The organism is Micromonospora sp. NPDC049903 (assembly GCF_044460945.1).
In the GTDB taxonomy this organism is placed as follows: Bacteria; Actinomycetota; Actinomycetes; order Mycobacteriales; family Micromonosporaceae; genus Micromonospora.
Genome location: NZ_JBITKL010000026.1, coordinates 57,273 through 74,993, shown reverse-complemented (window position 1 = coordinate 74,993; position 17,721 = coordinate 57,273). Strand labels below are relative to the sequence as shown.

Genomic DNA, 17,721 nt, shown 5'->3' with positions numbered 1-17,721 from the left:
CCAAACATCATCCCCTGATCACCGGCACCCTGCGCATCCAACGCCGACTCCGACGAACCCGTCCGCAACTCGAAGGCGTTATCCACACCCTGCGCGATATCCGGCGACTGCGCCCCGATGGAGATGCTGACGCCACAGGAGGCCCCGTCGAAGCCCTTCTTGGACGAGTCGTAGCCGATGCCGAGGATGGTCTCGCGGACGATCGTCGGGATGTCGGCGTACGCCTTCGTCGTCACCTCACCCGCCACGTGCACCTGACCAGTCGTGATCAGGGTTTCCACCGCGACGCGGCTGTGCGGGTCCTGGCCGAGCAGGGCATCGAGGATGCCGTCACTGATCTGGTCAGCGATCTTGTCCGGGTGGCCTTCCGTGACCGATTCGGACGTGAAGAGGCGGCGTGTCACGGCACTCCTAAGTTGTGGACGTCGTTCCGCGGCAGTCTAGTCACTCACCGCCGAGCGCCGGGTCGATGGTCAGCAGGTGGATCGTGGTCAGGAGGAGCCGTCGGCGAGCCGCGCGACCACCAGGTCCCACACCCCGTCGGCGAGATCTTCCTTGGACTGTTCGGGCATCCGGGTGACCGAACCGTCCGCGCCGATGACGGTGGCCGCGTTGGTCTCGGCGCCGAAGACCTTGTCCGGCCCGACCTCGTTGATGACGATGAGGTCGGCCCGCTTACGGGCGAGTTTGGCCCGTCCGTTGGCTTCGGCGTCGCCGGTCTCCGCGGCGAACACCACCAGCAGTTGCTCCGGTCGGCGGCCTCGGCCCAGCTCGGCGGCGATGTCCGGGTTGGTCACGAGCGCGATGCTGGGTGCGGTGCCGTCGTCCGACTTCTTGATTTTGCCAGGCGCGTACGTCGCGGGGCGGAAATCGGCCGGAGCCGCCGCCATCACCACCGCGTCGGCGTCGACGGCGGCCGCGAGCGTGGCGTCGCGCAGTTCGCCGGTGGTGCCGACGCGGACGATGTCCGCCCCGGCCGGGTCGGGCAGCTCGACGTTCGCCGAGATCAGCGTGACCCGGGCACCCCGGGCGACCGCCGACCGGGCGAACGCGTAGCCCTGCTTGCCGGAGGATCGGTTGCCGAGGAACCGGACCGGGTCCAACGGCTCGCGGGTGCCGCCGGCGGTGACGAGGACGTGCCGGCCGGCCAGGTCCGCGGGGGCGTCGACGCCTCGGCGGAGCGCACGGCGGGCGACCGCGAAGATCTCGGCCGGGTCGGGCAGCCGGCCCTTACCGGTGTCGGCACCGGTCAGCCGTCCCACCGCCGGTTCGATGACGCGTACGCCCCGGGCCCGCAGGGTCGCCACGTTGGCGACGGTGGCCGGGTGCTCCCACATCTCGGTGTGCATGGCCGGCGCCAGCACCACCGGGCAGCGGGCGGTGAGCAGGGTGTTGGTGAGCAGGTCGTCGGCGAGGCCGTGCGCGGCCTTGGCCAGCAGGTCGGCGGTGGCGGGTGCGACCACCACCAGGTCGGCCTGCTGGCCGAGGCGGACGTGCGGCACCTCGTGCACGTCGGACCAGACGTCCTCGGCGACCGGCTGACCGGAGAGCGCCGCCCAGGTCGGCGCGCCGACGAACCGCAGCGCGGCGGCGGTCGGCACGACCCGGACCTGGTGGCCCGACTCGGTGAACCGGCGCAACACCTCGCACGCCTTGTAGGCGGCGATGCCGCCGCCGACACCGAGGATGATCCGGGCGCTCATCGACGCGCGGAGCCTACGGCTGGTCGGTCGGCTCGGCGGTGAGTAGGCCGGCGTTGATCTCGCGCATCGCGATCGAGAGCGGCTTCTCCTGCGGGGTCGTCTCGACCAGCGGGCCGACGTACTCCAGCAGGCCCTCGCCGAGCTGGCTGTAGTAGGCGTTGACCTGACGCGCGCGCTTGGCCGCGAAGATGACCAGCGCGTACTTCGACGTCGTCTTCTCCAGGAGCTCGTCGATCGGCGGGTTGGTGATGCCTTCGGGGTTGGCGATGGATCCCACGGATTAACCTCTGCGTCTTTCGCACGGACCGCGTGTCACGCGGTGCCGGCGCTCAACCGCGCGGACGCGGCCGGGCCGGAGCCAGGAATGAAGAACCGATCAACCCTACCAGCTCGTCCACTACGCGCTCGGTGCGGTCGTGCGACACGCTCCGGTCGAAAGCCGTCACGGTGGCCGTACCCGGACGACGGCCGGGCGGATGGAGTAGGACGAGTCGCGCGTCGGGTACCACCGCGCGGACCAGCAGCGCCCCGTCGAGGTCGAGCGGGAGCAGGACCGGCGAGCCGGCGGCGAGCCGGTCCCGGACCGGCGCCAGCTCCGTGCCACGCCGGTACGCCCCGCAACGGCTCCATTCCAGCAGTTCGCCCCGGGCCACCCGGCGGTCGAACTCCAGCGGGGCGAGGAAGTGCCGGTGGACGCCCTCCAGCTCGCCCTCCCGGCGGGGCCGGGTGGTGACCGCGAGCGGCGTCCACACAGACGGAGAACGCGCCCGGACCAGCTCGACGACACTCTCCCTACCGGCGCCGGATGGGCCGGCCAGGACAGTGAGCCGAGCCGCCGGGCGCGTCTCGTCATCCAAGCTCACTGCTTGTTTCTACACGCAGCCGTGCTCAGTTGGCGGCGAACTCCCCAAGCAGGGCCTTGCGCTGCTGTTCGCCGAGGCCACGCAGGCGACGGCTGTCGGCGATCTTGAGCTTCTCCATGATCTGGGTGGCTCGGATCTTGCCGATACCGGGCATCGCCTGCAGCACGGCCGACACCTTCAGCTTGCCGACGACATCGTCGGACTCGGCGCGCGCAAGAACGGCTCCGAGGGTGGTCTTGCCCTGCTTGAGCTGCTCCTTCAGCTCGGCACGGGCTTTGCGGATCTCCGCAGCCTTCTCCAGCGCGGCTGCGCGCTGCTCAGGGGTCAGTGACGGGAGCGGCACCAGTTCTCCTCAGGTCCCTATCGCGACGGGCGGGACGCACCGCCGCATCTGTGAAACGTGGTGTCGCTGTGAACCAAGGGGTTCCCAGCGCGGGGAAAACTAGCGGTCAACGGAGCTTTCGGCAACGTGGGCACGCGATGATCACCGCAAAGTGACCGAGCCGTCAGTCAGTCATGACATCGCCAGGGCCGCCCGGCAGTCCGCCACGGCGCGCTCCGCCGCGGCCCGCAGCGCCTCCGGCCGTGGGCCCGCTCCCAACACCTCCCGGGAGTACGAGGGCAGCACGGAGGTAAGGGCCGAACCGAAGACGACCCGTAGATCGCCGGCCGTGGCGCCCTGCGCGCCGAGCCCGGGTGCGAGCAGCGGACCGTTCACCGCGGAGAGGTCGCAGCCGGTCTCGCCGACCGTCGCACCGACCACCAGGCCGATGCTCCCGAGCGGCTCCGCACCCGCGTTGAGCTGGGAAATCTCGTCGATCACCGTCTGCGCGACGGTACGACCGTCGGCACCGCGCGCACGCTGGACCGAGGCGCCCTCGGGGTTGGAGGTGAGCGCCAGGACGAAGACTCCGCCGCCGTGCTCGGCGGCCAGCTCGAACATCGGGGCGAGCGAGCCGACGCCCAGGAAGGGGCTCGCGGTCACCGCGTCGACATACATGGGACTGGATGGGTCCAGGTACGCCGAGGCGTACGCGCAGACGGTCGAGCCGATGTCGCCGCGCTTGACGTCCAGCAGAACGAGCGATCCGGAATCTCGTAACTGTCGGATAGTTGACTCAAGTACCGCCACCCCTTGAGACCCGAATCGCTCGAAGAAGGCCGACTGGGGCTTGACCACCGCAACCCGGTCACCGAGGGCGTCCACCACGGTCCCGGCGAAGCGCCGCAGCCCGTCGACGTCGTCGTCCAGCCCCCATGTGGCCAGCAGTTCCGGGTGGGGGTCGATCCCGACGCAGAGCGGACCCCGCTCGTCGACCGCCCGGTGCAACCGCGCGCCGAAGCTCTCCATCAGCCAGCTTTCCTCTCGTCCTCAACCTGTCGCGCTCGTCTACTCAACCTGTGTCCCTGATCCGCGCCGATCTACTCAGCCCGCCCTGATAGCTGCCGCGACACCGGTCGCGACCAGTGCCAGATCGGCGTCCGAGGTGACGTACGGCGGCATCGTGTAGACCAGGTCCCGGAACGGCCGCAGCCACACCCCCTCGGCCACCGCGGCGGCCGTGGCGGCACCGATGTCCACCTCGTGGTCGAGCTGCACCACGCCGATCCCGCCGAGCACCCGCACGTCCACCACGCCCGACGCGCCACGCAGCGGCTCCAGGCCGGCACGCAGACCCCGCTGGAGCCGCGCCACCTCACCGGCCCAGTCCCCGGCCCGCAGCAGACCCAGCGAGGCGTTGGCGACCGCGCAGGCGAGCGGATTGCCCATGAACGTCGGGCCGTGCGCCAGAACCCCGCCGCTCCGGATGCCCCGCGCCACCTCCGGCGTACAGAGTGCGGCGGCCAGCGTCAGGTAGCCGCCGGTGAGCGCCTTGCCGACGCACATCACGTCCGGACTGACCCCGGCATGCTCGGCGGCGAACATCGTCCCGGTCCGGCCGAAGCCGGTGGCGATCTCGTCGAAGATCAGCAGCACCCCGTGCGCCCGGGTCACCTCGCGCAACACCCGCAGATAGTGCGGGTGGTGGAAGCGCATCCCGCCGGCCCCCTGGACCACCGGCTCCACGATCACCGCCGCCAGTTCGTGGGCGTGCCGCTCGACCGCCTCCACCAACGCCGCCTCGTACGCCGGGTCGGGCCCGGACGCGAAGCCACCGGGCGGCACCGGTGCGAACACCTGCCGGGGCAGCACGTCGCCCCAGAGGTGGTGCATGCCGCCCTCGGGGTCACAGACGCTCATCGGGTGGAACGTGTCGCCGTGGTACCCGCCCCGCCAGGTGCCCAGCCGGCGACGCTCCGGCCGACCGACGGCCCGTTGGTACTGCAGGCACATCTTCACCGCGACCTCGACGCTGACCGACCCGGAGTCGGCCAGGAACACGTGTTCCAGCCCCTCCGGGGCCAGCTCGACCAGCGTCCGGGCCAACCGCACGGCCGGTTCGTGGGTCAGCCCGCCGAACATCACGTGGCTCATCCGGCCGAGCTGGTCGGTCACCGCCGCGTCCAGCACCGGGTGCCGGTACCCGTGGATCGCCGACCACCAGGACGACATGCCGTCGACGAGCGAGCGCCCGTCGGCCAGTCGCAGCCGTACGCCCTCGGCCTCCGTCACCACGTACGGCGGCACCGCCGGCGGCAGTGTCGCGTACGGGTGCCAGACGTGCGCCGCGTCGGCGGCGAGAATCTCCTCCGGCGTCATCCGCCCTCCCTGTCCACGCTGCCCATGCCCACGTCCCCTCCCACACCCGGTCCCGTTGCCGCCTCCGGTAGCGGGGACTCGCCGTCCTCGCGCCCGCCCCGCACTCCCCGGTGGCCACGCGGGAGCACCCCACCAGCCGACCGGCCGGACTCCACCGACGCGTCCGTCGAAGCAGAGCAGGCGCGGCGGGCCAGCTTCTCGACGGGCGACCGGCCGAGCCCAGCGAGCGCGCGGACGAGCCCAGCGAGCGCGGGGACGGACTCCGGGGCGGGGAGGCACGACGGTGTCCGGGGAGAGGCGGGCGTCCGGGGAGAGGCGAGAGCCTGGGGCGAGGCGAGGGTGCCGAGGTCGGGGTGGTGGGGGCGGCGGCGCCTGGTGTTCGTGGCCGTCCGCTCCGGCGGGAGCGGGAGCGGGGGTGGCGCCGCCGCCTCATCCGGTTCACGACCCGGTCGTGGCCGGAGCCGGGGCGGCCGCCGCCGCGCGGGCGACCGCGCGGGGCAGGGCCGGCCCCCGGTAGATGAAACCGGTGTAGAGCTGGACCAGGCTGGCGCCCGCGTCGAACATCCGGGCGGCGTCGTCGGGGTCGACGATGCCACCCACGCCGATGATCGGCAGCCGGCCACCGGTCTCGGCGTGCACGAAGGAGACCACCTGCCGGGCCCGGTCGGCCAGCGGGCGGCCGGAGAGCCCCCCGGCCTCGGCGGACCGGGCCTGGTCGGCCGGGGCGAGCCCGGTGCGGCCGAGGGTGGTGTTCGTGGCGATCACCCCGGCCGCGCCCCGGGCCAGGCAGACCTCCAGCAGCTCGGCGATGGCCGCGTCGGTCAGGTCCGGGGCGATCTTCACCAGCACCGGCTTCTCCCCCACCAGTGCGGCCAGCAGCGCGTCCAGGTGGGCGCGGTCCTGCAACTCGCGCAGTCCGGGGGTGTTCGGCGAGGAGACGTTGACCGCGAAGTAGTCGCCGTGCCCGCGCAGCGCGCGGTACGACGCCCGGTAGTCCTCCACCGCCTCGTCGAGCGGCGTCACCTTCGACTTGCCCAGCGAGATCCCCAGCGGTACGCCGAGCGGCCGGGCCAGCGCCGCGAGCCGGGCGGCCAGCGCCTCGGCCCCGGCGTTGTTGAAGCCCATCCGGTTGATCACGGCTTCGCTGTCCGGTAGCCGGAACAGCCTCGGTCGGGGGTTGCCCGGCTGCGGGTGCGCGGTGACCGTGCCGACCTCGACGAAGCCGAAGCCGAGCGCCGGCCACGCCGGCAGCGCGGCGCCGTCCTTGTCCATCCCGGCGGCCAGGCCGACCGGGTTGGGGAACCGCACCCCGAAGACCGTGCGGGGCGCGGCCACGGCGTACCGGGCGCGCAGGGCCGCCAGCGCGACCGGCCGCCCGGACAGGGCGGCCAGTCGGCGCAGCGTCCACTCGTGTGCCGCCTCGGCGTCACCGCCGCCGATACGGAACAGCCCGCGCCGAAGCGTCCGCTCGAAGATCACCGGCTGGCCCGCAGGGTGGCGTGCAGATCCTGCAACGGGCGCACCTGCATGTCACCCCGGATCAGGGCTTCGATGCCCATCACCGCCGCGGCGGCACCCGGCACGGTGGTGATGCACGGGATGTCCGCGGTGACCGCCGCGCTGCGGATCTCGTACCCGTCGGAGCGGGCGCTGGCTCCGGAGCCCTGCGGGGTGTTGATCACCAGGGCCACCCGGCCGCTGCGGATCAGCGAGACCGCGTCGTCGTCGGCACCGGCCTCGTAGTGCTTGGCGGCCAGCTCGCAGTCGATGCCGTGCCGGCGCAGCACCTCGGCGGTGCCGCTGGTCGCGACGATCTCGAAGCCCAGGTCGGCCAGGCGCTTCACCGGGAAGATCATGCCGCGCTTGTCGCGGTTCGCCACCGACACGAAGATCTTGCCCTGAGTGGGCAGCGAGCCGTACGCGGCCGACTGGGACTTGGCGAAGGCGTGCCCGAAGGCGGTGTCGATGCCCATCACCTCGCCGGTCGACTTCATCTCCGGGCCGAGCAGCGAGTCCACTCCCTTGCCGGCCGGGGTGCGGAACCGCTTGAACGGCAGCACCGCCTCCTTCACCGCGATCGGGGCGTCCGGCGGCAGCGTGCCACCGTCCCCGGTCGCCGGCAGCATCCCCTCGGCGCGCAGCTCCGCGACGGTGGCGCCGAGTGCGATCCGGGCCGCCGCCTTGGCCAGCGGCACCGCCGTGGCCTTGGAGACGAACGGCACCGTCCGCGAGGCACGCGGGTTGGCCTCCAGGACGTACAGCGCGTCGTCCTTGAGCGCGTACTGCACGTTGAGCAGGCCGCGTACGCCGATGCCCCGGGCGATCGCCTCGGTGTACCCGCGGACCTGGGCCACGTGCGAGCTGGCCAGGGTGATCGGCGGCAGCGCGCACGACGAGTCGCCGGAGTGGATGCCGGCCTCCTCGATGTGCTCCATGATCCCGCCGAGGTAGACCTCGCCGTCGGCGTCGCAGAGCGCGTCCACGTCGATCTCGATGGCGTCATCCAGGAACCGGTCCACCAGCACCGGGTGGTCCGGCGAGATGTCGGTGGCCCGCCCGATGTAGTCGCGCAGCGTCACGTCGTCGTAGACGATCTCCATGCCCCGCCCGCCCAGAACGTACGAGGGGCGGACCAGCACCGGGTAGCCGATCTCGTCGGCGATCCCCTTCGCCTCCTCGTACGAGGTGGCGGTGCCGTGCTCGGGCGCCCGCAGACCGGCCCGGGCCAGCAACGACCCGAACGCGCCACGCTCCTCGGCCAGGTGGATCGACTCCGGGGAGGTGCCCACCACCGGCACCCCGGCGTCCTTGAGCCGCTGCGCCAGGCCGAGCGGGGTCTGCCCGCCGAGCTGCACGATCACGCCGATCACGCCCGGTCCGCCGGCCTCCCGACCGGAGGTGTCCTCGGCGTGCCAGACCTCCAGCACGTCCTCGAAGGTGAGCGGCTCGAAGTAGAGCCGGTCAGCGGTGTCGTAGTCGGTGGAAACCGTCTCCGGGTTGCAGTTGACCATCACGGTCTCGAACCCACCGCCACCGACCGGGCCGGCCGGCGCCTCCCGCAACGCCTGGACCGCGTGCACGCAGGAGTAGTCGAACTCGATGCCCTGCCCGATCCGGTTCGGCCCGGAGCCGAGGATCAGGACCTTGGGCCGCACCGAGCCGACCACCTCGGTCTCGGAGTCGTACGAGGAGTAGTGGTACGGGGTGCTCGCCTCGAACTCGGCGGCGCAGGTGTCCACCGTCTTGTAGACCGGCCGCACGTCCAGCCGGTGCCGCAGCCGGCGTACCCCGTCCTCGGCGGCCAGCTCCGGACGCAGCGCGGCCAACTGCCGGTCGGACAGCCCGGCCCGCTTGGCCCGGCGCAGCAGCCCGACGTCGAGCACCGGCGCGGCCACGATCTCGGCACGCAGCTCGACCAGCCCGGCGATCTGGTCCAGGAACCACGGGTCGATTCCGCCGGAGGCGGCGCTGACCTCGGCGATCGAAGCGCCCAGCCGCAGCGCGCGCTCCACCGTGTAGAGGCGGCCGTCGTGCGGCACGCCCAGCGCCGCGAGCGTGTTCTCCCTGGTCGCGTCCGCCGGGTCGGGCAGGGTCCAGAAACCCGCCGCCTTGGTCTCCAGCGAACGCATCGCCTTGTTCAGCGCCTCGCTGAAGTTGCGCCCGAGACTCATCGCCTCGCCGACCGACTTCATCGTGGTGGTCAGCTCCGGGTCCGCGCCGGGGAACTTCTCGAACGCGAACCGGGGGATCTTCACCACCACGTAGTCGAGCGTCGGCTCGAACGCGGCCGGCGTCTTGAGGGTGATGTCGTTGGGGATCTCGTCCAGCGTGTAGCCGATGGCCAGCTTCGCGGCGATCTTCGCGATCGGGAACCCGGTCGCCTTCGAGGCCAGCGCCGAGGAACGCGACACCCGGGGGTTCATCTCGATGACCACGATCCGGCCGTCGGCCGGGTTGATCGCGAACTGGATGTTGCAGCCGCCGGTGTCCACGCCGACCTCACGCAGCACCGCGATGCCCAGGTCGCGCAGGTCCTGGTACTCCCGGTCGGTCAGCGTCATGGCCGGTGCCACGGTCACGCTGTCGCCGGTGTGCACGCCCATCGGGTCGAGGTTCTCGATCGAGCAGACCACCACCACGTTGTCGTGGCGGTCCCGCATGAGTTCGAGCTCGTACTCCTTCCAGCCGAGCACGCTCTCCTCGATCAGCACCTCGTGCACCGGGCTGGCGTCCAGCCCGGCACCGGCGATGCGCTCCAGGTCCGCGTCGGTGTGCGCCATGCCCGAGCCGAGGCCGCCCATGGTGAACGACGGCCGGATCACCACCGGCAGGCCCAGCTCACCGACCGTCTCGCGGACCTCGTCCATCGAGTGGCAGACCCGCGAGCGTGGCACCAGGCCCGCCGGGTCCTCGATCCCGATGCGTACGCCGGCCTTGGCCACGATGTCCTTGAAGAGCTGCCGGTCCTCGCCGCGCCGGATCGCGTCGACGTCCGCGCCGATCAACTCGACGCCGTACTTGTCGAGCACACCGGCCTCGTGCAGCGCCACGGCGGTGTTCAGCGCGGTCTGCCCGCCCAGCGTGGGCAGCACGGCGTCCGGCCGCTCCTTGGCGATGACCAGCTCCACGAACTCCGGAGTGATCGGCTCGACGTAGGTGGCGTCGGCGAACTCCGGGTCGGTCATGATGGTGGCCGGGTTCGAGTTGACCAGGCTGACCCGGATCCCCTCGCTGCGCAGCACCCGGCACGCCTGGGTGCCGGAGTAGTCGAACTCGCAGGCCTGCCCGATGATGATCGGCCCGGAGCCGATCACCAGGATGTGCTTGAGATCGGTCCGCTTAGGCATTCGTACGCCCCTCGCTGTGGGTCCGGCCCTCGATCAACTCGGCGAAGCGGTCGAAGAGGTAGTCCGCGTCGTGCGGACCGGCTGCCGCCTCCGGGTGGTACTGGACGGTGAAGGCGGGCACGTCCTTGGCCCGCAGCCCCTCGACCACGTTGTCGTTGAGGCAGAGGTGGCTGACCTGCACGCCGCCGAACTCGGTCTCGATCACCTGGTCCGGCACCACCGCACCCGGCGTCACGCCGGGCACCTCCACCGCGAAGCCGTGGTTGTGGCTGGTCACCTCCACCTTGCCGGTGACCCGGTCGAGGACCGGCTGGTTGATGCCCCGGTGGCCGTAGCCGAGCTTGTAGGTGCCGAAGCCGAGCGCCCGGCCCAGGATCTGGCTGCCGAAGCAGATGCCGAACAGCGGTATCCGCCGCCGCAGTACCTCCCGGGCCAGTCCGACCGGCCCGTCGGCGGTGGCCGGGTCACCCGGACCCGGCGAGAAGAAGACCGCGTCCGCCCCGGTGGCCAGCAGGTCCTCGATGGTCGAGTGCGCCGGCATGACGTGCGTGGTCACCCCACGCGCGGCGAGCCGACGCGGCACGTTGCGCTTGATGCCCAGGTCGAGCGCGGCCACCGTGAACCGGTGCTCGCCCTCGGCCTTGACCACGTACGGCTCCGCCGTGGTCACCTCGGCGGAGAGGTCCGCGCCGAGCATCTGCGGCGCCTCGCGTACCCGGGCCAGCAACGCCCGTGGGTCGTCGTCGACGCTGGAGATACCGACCCGCATCGCGCCGCGCTCGCGCAGGTGCCGGGTCAGCGCCCGGGTGTCCACCTCGCTGATGCCGACGATGCCCTCGGTCGCCAGCCGGTCCTCCAGGCCACCGGTGGCCCGCCAGTTCGAGCTGGCCCGGGCCGGGTCACGCACCACGTACCCGGCCACCCAGATGCGTCGCGACTCGTCGTCTTCGCCGTTGACGCCGGTGTTGCCGATGTGCGGGGCGGTCTGCACGACGACCTGACGGTGGTACGACGGGTCGGTCAGCGTCTCCTGGTAACCGGTCATCCCGGTGTTGAAGACCGCCTCGCCGAAGGTCTCCCCGACGCTGCCGTACGCCTCGCCGTGGAACGTGCGACCGTCCTCCAGGACGAGAATCGCGGACCTGCGTTTCACTTGACAGCCTTTCCGTCCAGGACCGTCGCCTCGCCGCGCAGGAAGGTCGCCACGATGCGACCCGGCAGCGTCATCCGGGCGTACGGGGTGTTGCGGCTACGACTGGCCATCTCGGCCGGCTCGATCACCCGACGGACCGCCGGGTCGACCAGGGTCAGGTTGGCCGGCACGCCCGGCGCCGGGTCGTGCCCGTGCTCGGTCAGACCGGCGATCCGCGCCGGGGTACGGGACATCCGCTCGGCGATCAGGTCCCACTCCGGGCCGAGCACGTCGAGCGCGATCGACAGCGCCGTCTCCAGCCCGAGCATCCCGGGCCGGGCGTACGCCCACTCGCACTCCTTGTCCTCCACCGCGTGCGGGGCGTGGTCGGTGGCCACGATGTCGATCACCCCGTCGACCAGGGCGGCCCGCAGGGCGGCGATGTCGGTGGCGGTCCGCAGCGGTGGGTTCACCTTGAAGACCGGGTCGTACGTCTCGGCCCGAACATCGGTGAGCAGCAGGTGGTGCGGAGTCACCTCGGCAGTGACCCGTACCCCCCGGGCCTTGGCCTGGCGCAGCACCTCGACGCTGCCGGCGGTGGAGACGTGGCAGACGTGCAGCCGGCTGCCGACGTGCTCGGCCAGCAGCACGTCCCGGGCGATGATGGCCTCCTCGGCCACCGCCGGCCAGCCGGTCAGGCCCAGTCGGGTGGAGACCTCGCCCTCGTGCATCTGCGCGCCCTCGGTGAGCCGGGGCTCCTCGGCGTGCTGGGCGATGATCCCGTCGAACGCCTTGACGTACTCCAGGGCGCGGCGCATCAGCCGGGGGTCGGCGACGCAGTGCCCGTCGTCGGAGAAGATCCGCACCCGGGCGGCGGAGTCGGCCATCGCGCCCAGCTCGGCCAGGCGCTCACCGGCCAGCCCGACGGTGACTGCGCCGATCGGCTGCACGTCGACCAGCCCGGCCTCCCGACCGAGCCGCCACACCTGCTCGACCACCCCGGCGGTGTCCGCCACCGGCGAGGTGTTCGCCATCGCGCAGACCGCCGTGTACCCGCCCAGCGCCGCCGACCGCGACCCGGTCTCGACGGTCTCGGCGTCCTCCCGGCCGGGCTCGCGCAGGTGGGTGTGCAGATCGACCAGGCCGGGCAGGGCGACCAGCCCGGCGGCGTCGACCACGGTCGCGTCCGGCGCGGAGAGCCCCGCGCCGGCCTCGGCGACCACGCCGTCGCGGATCAGCAGGTCGGTCGGTGCGGCACCGAGCACGCTGACGTTCCTGATCAGGTACGAGTTCACCGGTTGTTCCCCCCGAGCAGCAGATAGAGGACGGCCATCCGGACGGAGACCCCGTTGGCGACCTGTTCGACGATGGTGGAGCGGGGCGAGTCGGCGACCTCGGGCGTGATCTCCATGCCCCGGTTCATCGGACCGGGGTGCATGACGATCGCGTGCTCCGGAAGCCGGCGCATCCGTGGGCCGTCCAGGCCGTAGCGGCGCGCGTACTCGCGGGCGGACGGGAAGTAGGAGTCACCCATCCGCTCCCGCTGCACCCGCAGCATCATCACCACGTCCGACGACGGCAGCACCGCGTCCAGGTCGTAGCAGACGCCGGTGCCGGGGGCGAGGGCGGCGGCGATGTCGCGCGGGATGAGTGTCGGCGGCCCGACCAGGGTCACCTTCGCGCCGAGCGTGGAGAGCAGCAGCACGTTCGAGCGGGCCACCCGGGAGTGCAGCACGTCGCCCACCACCGCGACCGACAGGCCGGCCAGCCGGCCCAGCCGGGAGCGCATCGTGTACGCGTCGAGCAGCGCCTGCGTCGGGTGCTCGTGGGTGCCGTCACCGGCGTTGACCACCGAACCGTCGACCCAGTCGGCGAGCCGGTGCGGGGCGCCGGAGGCGGGATGGCGGACCACCACCGCGTCGGCCCCCATGGCCTGGAGGGTCAGCGCGGTGTCCTTCAGGCTCTCGCCCTTGGCGACGCTGGAACCCTTCGCGGAAAAGTTGATCACGTCGGCGCTGAGCCGCTTCGCCGCCGCCTCGAAGGAGATTCGGGTCCGGGTGGAGTCCTCGTAGAAGAGGTTCACCACCGTCCGGCCGCGCAGCGCGGGCAGCTTCTTCACCTCACGCCCGGCCACCGCGGCCATCTCCTCGGCGGTGTCCAGGATCTGGGTCGCGGTCTCGGCGTCCAGATCGGCGCCGGAGAGCAGGTGCCGGATCACTTTGCCCGCCTTCCGTTCGCGACTGCGGGGCTCCGCTTCGCTGCACTCCTCGCGCTCACGAGAGGGTCACCTCCCCGTAGAGGCGGACCTCGTCGGTGCCGTCGGTCTCGGCGAGGGTGACCTTGACGCTCTCGGCGAGGGCCGTCGGGATGTTCTTGCCCACGTAGTCGGCGCGGATCGGCAACTGCCGGTGACCCCGGTCGACCAGCACGGCGAGCTGCACCGACGACGGCCGACCGAGATCGCCGAGCGCGTCCAGCGCGGCGCGGACCGTCCGGCCGGAGAAGAGCACGTCGTCGACGAGGACCACCCGCATGCCGTCGATGCCGCCGGCGGGGAGCTGGGTCGGGCCGACCGCCCGGGTCGCGTTGCGGCGCAGGTCGTCGCGGTAGAGCGTGATGTCCAGCACGCCGACCGGGACGGAGACGTCCTCGAAGGCGCTGATCCGTGCGGCGAGGCGCCGGGCGAGCGGTGCGCCACGGGTCGGGATGCCCAACAACACGGTGTCGGCGGCGCCCTGGGTCTTCTCGAGGATCTGGTGTGCGATCCGGTCGACGACGCGTTGCACGTCGGCGCTGGTCAGGATCACCTTCACCGAGGGTTGTCGCGGCGGCGACGATTGGGCGGCCGATGGGTAGGCCACGGCGGACCTCCTTCCCCGCCTCACGGGACGGGTCGTTAAAGGACGTCGGGTACTCCGGACCGGTCAAGATCGGCCGGCGGAGGGGCTTCGGCCACGTTACCAGTGGTCGCCGCCGCGACCACCCTCGGGAGCGAGTGGTCCCGGCCACGCACGGCGTGACGGCACGAGTATCGGTTCAGCGGGCAGAACGGGACAACTCGCCCCGAGCGTCCAACCGGCAGGACTCGACCACTTGACCGGGTGTACGAATCCCCGTACCGTCACGCTCCGTAGCGATCGCTGGGAGAACCCCGAGCAGCACTGGGAGTGTCCGAATGCCCTCTGAATACGCCAAGTCTCTGGGCGCCCGCCTGCGCTCCATCCGCCAGCAGCAGGGCCTGTCCCTGCAGGGCGTGGAGGAGAAGTCGAACGGGCGCTGGAAGGCGGTGGTGGTCGGCTCGTACGAGCGCGGCGACCGTGCCGTCACCGTGTCCCGCCTGGCCGAGCTGGCCGAGTTCTACCGCGTTCCCGTCTCGGAGTTGCTGCCCGACGGCAGCGGAGTGCGGCACGAGCCCACCAGCAAGATCGTGCTGGACCTGGAGCGGCTCTACGACGAGGCCAGCGAGGAGCTCGCCTACGTAGCCCGGTACGCCCGCGCCATCCAGCAGCAGCGGGGCGACTACAACGGTCGGGTGCTGTCGATCCGCGCCGACGACCTGCGCGCCCTCGCCATCGTCTACGACGCCTCCCCGTCGGGCCTGATCGAGCGCCTGACCGAGCACGGCGTGCTGGTCGCCGACCCGCGGGCGTTCTTCGCCTCCTGACCCCTGACGACAAAGGGGCCCTGCCATCCGGCATGGGCCCCTTTGTCGCAGTCCGGCAGACCGACTCGGTTTCGTCGCCGCCCGGCCGGGACGCTCAGCGCGTCGCGTACTCGGCGATCCGGCCGAGCAGGCCGTTGAGGAAGCGCGGCGAGTCGTCCGTCGACATCTGCCGGGCCAGCTCCACCGCCTCGCTGATCGCCACCGCGTCGTCGATCTCGTCGATGTAGAGAAGCTCGTAGACCGCGATCCGGGCCAGGTTCCGGTCGACCGTCGGCATCCGGTCCAGCGTCCAGCCTTCGGCGTAGCTGGCGATCAGCTCGTCGATCCGGTCCAGGTTCCCGGCCACGCCCTCGACCAGACCGACCGCGTACCCGAGATGCTCGGGATGCGGCTTGTCGAGCCGCTCGATGTAACCGGCGAGCACCTCCACCGGCGGACGATCACGCAGGTCGGCCTCGAAGAGCACGTCCAGCGCCCGCTTGCGCGCCTTGCGGCGCGCCGGCATCTGCTGTTTGGGACCCTCGGCCATCAGGAGGCGCGGCCGAGGTAACGACCGTCGCGGGTGTCGACCTTGATCTTCTCACCGGTGGTGATGAAGAGCGGCACGTTCACGGTCGCGCCGGTCTCCACGGTCGCCGGCTTGTTGCCACCGGTCGAACGGTCACCCTGCAGGCCGGGCTCGGTGTAGGTGACCTCGAGCACGACCGAGGTCGACAGCTCGATGTACAGCGGGACGCCCTCGTGCGTGGCCACGATCGCCTCGGCCTCGGGGAGCAGGTAGTTGGCGGCCTCTCCGACCGTCCCGCCGGGCACCGTGATCTGGTCGAACGTCTCCATGTCCATGAAGACGAAGTCCTCGCCGTCAGCATAGAGATACTGCATGGTGCGCTTGTCCACGGTCGCGGTCTCGACCTTGGTGCCCGCGTTGAAGGTCTTGTCGACGACCTTGCCGGAGAGCACGTTCTTCAGCGTGGTACGCACGAACGCACCACCCTTACCGGGCTTGACGTGCTGGAACTCGACGACGGCCCAGAGCTCCCCGTCGAGGTTGAGTACCAGGCCGTTCTTCAGGTCGTTGGTGGTGGCCATTTCCTGCCTTGATCATCAGCTGGCGGACAGACCTGGCAAGTCTACTAGCCGCCCGCCGATCCGCTGTCCGCCGCCGTCCCGCCCACCCCGCGACCCCGATCCGGCGGCCATCAGGACCCGCCGATCGGGCGAGGTCAGGGACCACTCCACCCCTCGACGGTTACGGAAAGTGTCGTCACCGCTGCCCACACCCTGGTGGGTCAGCCGTCCTGGTCGAGGTGGGTGGACAGGTGGTGCAGAGCCAGGCGGTAGCCGTCCACGCCCAGCCCGCAGATGACCCCAGTGGCCACCGCGGAGACGACCGAGTGGTGCCGGAAGTCCTCCCGGGCGTGGATGTTGGAGATGTGCACCTCGACCAGCGGGGCGCGCAGCAGCGCGCAGGCGTCCCGGACGGCGATCGAGTAGTGCGACCACGCGGCCGGGTTGAGCACCACGGCGGCACCCTCGTCCGCGGCGTCGTGCAGCCAGCCGAGCAGTTCGTGCTCGGCGTCGGTCTGCCGGACGGTGACGCTGAGTCCGAGTTCCCGTCCGGTCGACTCGCAGAGTTCGACCAGGTCGGCATAGCTGGTCACGCCGTAGACGTCGACCTGGCGGGTGCCCAACCGGCCCAGGTTGGGCCCGTTGAGCACGTAGACCTTCATGAGGACACCGCGCGGTATGCCTCGAAGAGCAGCTCGTCGTCGGGGCCTTCGAGGATGGCCGGGCGGGCCAGCCCGTCGAGGACAACGAAACGCAGTCGGCTGCCCCGCGCCTTCTTGTCCACCCGCATGGTGGCCAACAGCCGGGGCCAGGCGTCGGCCGGGTAGTCGGTGGGCAGGCCGAGTGCGGTCACCACGTCACGGTGCCGGCGGGCGGTGGACTCGTCCAGGCGGCCGGCGAGCCGGGCCAGCTCGGCGGCGTACACCAGGCCGACCGCGACCGCGTGACCGTGCCGCCAGCGGTACTCCTCGACCTTCTCGATCGCGTGGGCGAGGGTGTGCCCGTAGTTGAGCACCTCGCGTACGCCCGACTCGCGCAGGTCTCCGGCGACCACGTCGGCCTTCACGCGGATCGCGCGTTCGATGAGTTCCCGGACGACCGGGCCGGTCGGGTCGGTGGCCGCCGCCGGTGCCCGCTCGACCAGGTCGAGGATGGCGGGGTCGGCGATGAAGCCGCACTTGACCACCTCGGCCATGCCGGCGGCCAACTCGACCTGGGGCAGGCTGTCCAGCGTGGTCAGGTCCGCGAGCACCCCGACCGGCGGGTGGAAGGCGCCCACCAGGTTCTTGCCGGCGGCGGTGTTGATGCCCGTCTTGCCGCCGACCGCCGCGTCGACCATGCCGAGCAGCGAGGTGGCCACCGGCACCCAGCGAACCCCGCGCAGCCAGCAGGCGGCCACGAAACCGGCCAGGTCGGTGACGGCGCCGCCGCCCAGCCCGACCACCGCGTCGGTACGCGTGAAGCCGGCCTCGCCGAGCCGGTCCCAGCAGTGTGCCGCCACGTCGACGTGCTTGCCGGCCTCGGCGTCCGGCACCTCGATCGCGAGCGGCGTGACGCCGGACGCGGCCAGCCGGGCGCCGATCGCGTCGGCCGACTCCTTGAGCGGCGCGGTGTGCAGCACCGCCACCCGGGTGGCGTCGGGCAGCAGGCCCGGCAGCGTGTCGAGCAGGTCCCGCCCGACGAGGACGTCGTACGGCCGTTCGCCGCCGACCGGGATCCGGGTCACCTCGTCCATCGCGGGAA

General features: G+C 71.7%; 18 protein-coding genes. 1 reads left to right on the top strand and 17 read right to left on the bottom strand.

All coding sequences use genetic code 11. The features are described from left to right. The 13 genes from ACIBO1_RS27450 to pyrR all read right to left on the bottom strand — a co-directional run. Positions 1-404 (bottom strand): S-adenosylmethionine synthetase N-terminal domain-containing protein (locus tag ACIBO1_RS27450; RefSeq protein WP_396751395.1); only part of this gene is annotated, 404 nt, incomplete at its 3' end. Positions 405-491: 87 nt separating this feature from the next. After that, a complete protein-coding gene (gene coaBC / locus ACIBO1_RS27445) occupies positions 492-1,703 on the bottom strand; it encodes a bifunctional phosphopantothenoylcysteine decarboxylase/phosphopantothenate--cysteine ligase CoaBC (protein WP_350694964.1) in 1,212 nt (403 codons plus the stop codon). A gap of 13 nt (positions 1,704-1,716) precedes the next feature. Then, positions 1,717-1,980 carry a DNA-directed RNA polymerase subunit omega gene (rpoZ, locus tag ACIBO1_RS27440; protein WP_007075826.1) on the bottom strand — a complete coding sequence of 88 codons (264 nt, stop codon included), beginning with the start codon at positions 1,978-1,980 and terminating at the stop codon, positions 1,717-1,719. Positions 1,981-2,032: 52 nt separating this feature from the next. Continuing rightward, complete coding sequence (locus tag ACIBO1_RS27435; RefSeq protein ID WP_396751392.1) at positions 2,033-2,566, bottom strand: guanylate kinase; 534 nt, start codon at positions 2,564-2,566, stop codon at positions 2,033-2,035. Positions 2,567-2,591: 25 nt separating this feature from the next. Continuing rightward, positions 2,592-2,909, bottom strand: coding sequence for an integration host factor, actinobacterial type (gene mihF / locus ACIBO1_RS27430; protein WP_117229171.1), 318 nt, complete (start codon positions 2,907-2,909; stop codon positions 2,592-2,594). A gap of 171 nt (positions 2,910-3,080) precedes the next feature. Beyond that, positions 3,081-3,917 (bottom strand): orotidine-5'-phosphate decarboxylase, encoded by an 837-nt coding sequence (pyrF, locus tag ACIBO1_RS27425; RefSeq protein WP_396751390.1) that lies wholly within the window; start codon positions 3,915-3,917, stop codon positions 3,081-3,083. Positions 3,918-3,992: 75 nt separating this feature from the next. Continuing rightward, positions 3,993-5,267 (bottom strand): adenosylmethionine--8-amino-7-oxononanoate transaminase, encoded by a 1,275-nt coding sequence (locus ACIBO1_RS27420; protein WP_396751388.1) that lies wholly within the window; start codon positions 5,265-5,267, stop codon positions 3,993-3,995. 438 nt (positions 5,268-5,705) lie between these two features. Then, on the bottom strand, positions 5,706-6,746 hold the full coding sequence (locus tag ACIBO1_RS27415; protein ID WP_396751386.1) for a quinone-dependent dihydroorotate dehydrogenase: 1,041 nt from the start codon (positions 6,744-6,746) through the stop codon (positions 5,706-5,708). Further along, positions 6,743-10,114, bottom strand: a complete 3,372-nt coding sequence (gene carB, locus ACIBO1_RS27410; protein ID WP_396751384.1) for a carbamoyl-phosphate synthase large subunit — start codon at positions 10,112-10,114, stop codon at positions 6,743-6,745. The genes ACIBO1_RS27415 and carB overlap by 4 nt, the downstream gene beginning before the upstream one ends. Further along, positions 10,107-11,267 carry a glutamine-hydrolyzing carbamoyl-phosphate synthase small subunit gene (gene carA, locus ACIBO1_RS27405; RefSeq protein WP_396751382.1) on the bottom strand — a complete coding sequence of 387 codons (1,161 nt, stop codon included), beginning with the start codon at positions 11,265-11,267 and terminating at the stop codon, positions 10,107-10,109. The genes carB and carA overlap by 8 nt, the downstream gene beginning before the upstream one ends. Beyond that, positions 11,264-12,541 (bottom strand): dihydroorotase, encoded by a 1,278-nt coding sequence (locus tag ACIBO1_RS27400; RefSeq protein ID WP_396751380.1) that lies wholly within the window; start codon positions 12,539-12,541, stop codon positions 11,264-11,266. Before ACIBO1_RS27400 ends, carA begins: the two co-directional genes overlap by 4 nt. After that, complete coding sequence (locus tag ACIBO1_RS27395; protein ID WP_350694976.1) at positions 12,538-13,464, bottom strand: aspartate carbamoyltransferase catalytic subunit; 927 nt, start codon at positions 13,462-13,464, stop codon at positions 12,538-12,540. Before ACIBO1_RS27395 ends, ACIBO1_RS27400 begins: the two co-directional genes overlap by 4 nt. 55 nt (positions 13,465-13,519) lie before the next feature. Beyond that, a complete protein-coding gene (gene pyrR, locus ACIBO1_RS27390) occupies positions 13,520-14,107 on the bottom strand; it encodes a bifunctional pyr operon transcriptional regulator/uracil phosphoribosyltransferase PyrR (protein ID WP_396751378.1) in 588 nt (195 codons plus the stop codon). A 314-nt stretch (positions 14,108-14,421) separates the two neighbouring features. Here pyrR and ACIBO1_RS27385 point away from each other — a divergent pair, with 314 nt between their 5' ends. Then, entirely contained in the window at positions 14,422-14,910 is a 489-nt protein-coding gene (locus ACIBO1_RS27385) for a transcriptional regulator (protein WP_117229180.1), read from the top strand. A gap of 94 nt (positions 14,911-15,004) precedes the next feature. Here the strand turns inward: ACIBO1_RS27385 and nusB are convergent, their stop codons facing one another. The 4 genes from nusB to aroB all read right to left on the bottom strand — a co-directional run bounded on the left by nusB (position 15,005) and on the right by aroB (position 17,713). Beyond that, a complete protein-coding gene (gene nusB / locus ACIBO1_RS27380; protein ID WP_176093304.1) occupies positions 15,005-15,415 on the bottom strand; it encodes a transcription antitermination factor NusB in 411 nt (136 codons plus the stop codon). A 23-nt stretch (positions 15,416-15,438) separates the two neighbouring features. Further along, positions 15,439-15,999, bottom strand: a complete 561-nt coding sequence (gene efp, locus ACIBO1_RS27375; protein WP_131053401.1) for an elongation factor P — start codon at positions 15,997-15,999, stop codon at positions 15,439-15,441. 200 nt (positions 16,000-16,199) lie between these two features. Beyond that, positions 16,200-16,640, bottom strand: coding sequence for a type II 3-dehydroquinate dehydratase (gene aroQ / locus ACIBO1_RS27370; RefSeq protein WP_396751375.1), 441 nt, complete (start codon positions 16,638-16,640; stop codon positions 16,200-16,202). Further along, a complete protein-coding gene (gene aroB / locus ACIBO1_RS27365) occupies positions 16,637-17,713 on the bottom strand; it encodes a 3-dehydroquinate synthase (RefSeq protein WP_396751373.1) in 1,077 nt (358 codons plus the stop codon). Before aroB ends, aroQ begins: the two co-directional genes overlap by 4 nt. Between the last annotated feature and the right edge of the window lie 8 nt (positions 17,714-17,721).